The 1,435-nt window shown below is 69.8% G+C and carries 1 pseudogene; it reads right to left on the bottom strand.

The window, feature by feature from the left end:
* Positions 1-170 precede the first annotated feature (170 nt).
* Positions 171-1,302: pseudogene (locus tag I6U14_RS17975) on the bottom strand (efflux RND transporter periplasmic adaptor subunit).
* Positions 1,303-1,435: the final 133 nt, after the last annotated feature.

Here is a 1,435-nt window from a genome sequence, read left to right as displayed (position 1 = left end):
TTGGCGCAGGGAGCGTGTCGGGGTGTGGGGGGGGGGGCTGGGGGGAGCGGTGGGGGGGGGCGTGGAGGGAGGCAGGGGGGGGGCAGGGCGAGGGAGGGCGCGGGGCGCATCAGCCTGCGGCGCCGGCAGGGACGGCCAACGGCAGCCCTGCGCGCTTGGCCCCTAGCCGCTCAGCGTCCCTCGTCGCTGCCGCGCGACCAATTGCTGGTGACGCCGGCGCCCGGGTTTTCAAGGACGCGCTCGCCGGGGCGCAAGCCGCTCAGCACCGTCACCTTGCCGTCGGGTCGCGGCTCGCCGACACGGATCAGACGCAGTTCGGGGTTGCCCTGCTCGTCCAGCACGTAGACGCCGGGCAGACTCCCGTTGAAGCGAATCGCGGATCGGGGAACCACTGGATTCACCCGGGCCGGCGCATTGAAGTCAGGCACCAGGACCTTGGCGTACATGCCAGGCTCAGAGACGCCCTGCGGGAGGTCGAACTTCACCTTGACGGTGTGGCGCTGCGGGTCCGCCATGGGAAAGATCTGCGCCACGCGCACCGGCACGCCGGGACCATCGCTGGCGGTGCCGCCGCGCGCCGGCACGTCGAGCTCGGCGCGCAGCATCATGCCCTCGCGCAGCCCTGGGCGCAGCCGCGCTGGCACGTCGACCTCCACCTGCAGATACTGCACGTCGGCGTAGTTGAGCAAAGGCTGCCCCGGCTGCACGGTGTCGCCGACCTCAACGTACTTCTTGACGATGACGCCGTCGAAGGGCGCCACAGAGCGTGCATCGCGGAGCTTCGAATCCAGTGCCCGCAGCTCGGCTTGCAGCCCCATCATGGCGTTCCGGGCCTCTTGGATCTGGGTGCCTGAGGCATACAGATCAGCGGAGAGCTCGGCGTCTTGATCGCGATCCCCGATGAAGTCTTCCATCGGCCTGGTAAAGAACTGATCGAACAGGTTCGGGATACCCATTCCGCCCGGCGACGAGCGCGCCCGCGGCGAGTACAGCTCGCGGCTGTATTGAACGCCGGCGTTGCGCAGCTTTGCATCGGCCGTGGCCATCTGTGCGATCAGTGCTTCGCGCTTCGCGCGCAGCTCGCTGTCGTCGAGCGCCACAAGCGTGTCGCCCCGATCGAATGCGTCGCCTTCGATGCCGGCAATGTACTTCACCCGGCCCGGCAACTGCGCCGCCAGCGTGACTTCTTTGTATGGGAATAACGGTACCGCCAACCGAGACCGTCGGCAGCCCTTCCGCCTGCTTGCCGCCGTAACCGCCGTCCGCGCCCTGCCCTCCGGCCCCCGCGCCGACGGCCGCCACTAGACTCGCGGCGAGCAGCCGGACCACGGCGGAGCCGGTCTTGCCCCTCGGTACGGTCTCCCGAAGACAGCTCGGTACGGTGGAGCGGGAACCGGCTCACGGACCCCCCAACCCCCCCCCGCGCGCGCGGCCA

It is taken from the genome of Thiohalocapsa sp., from assembly GCF_019695415.1.
Taxonomy (GTDB): Bacteria; Pseudomonadota; Gammaproteobacteria; order Chromatiales; family Chromatiaceae; genus Thiohalocapsa.
The sequence above is the reverse complement of the archived record's forward strand: the minus strand, read 5'-3'. Positions and strand labels throughout refer to the sequence as shown.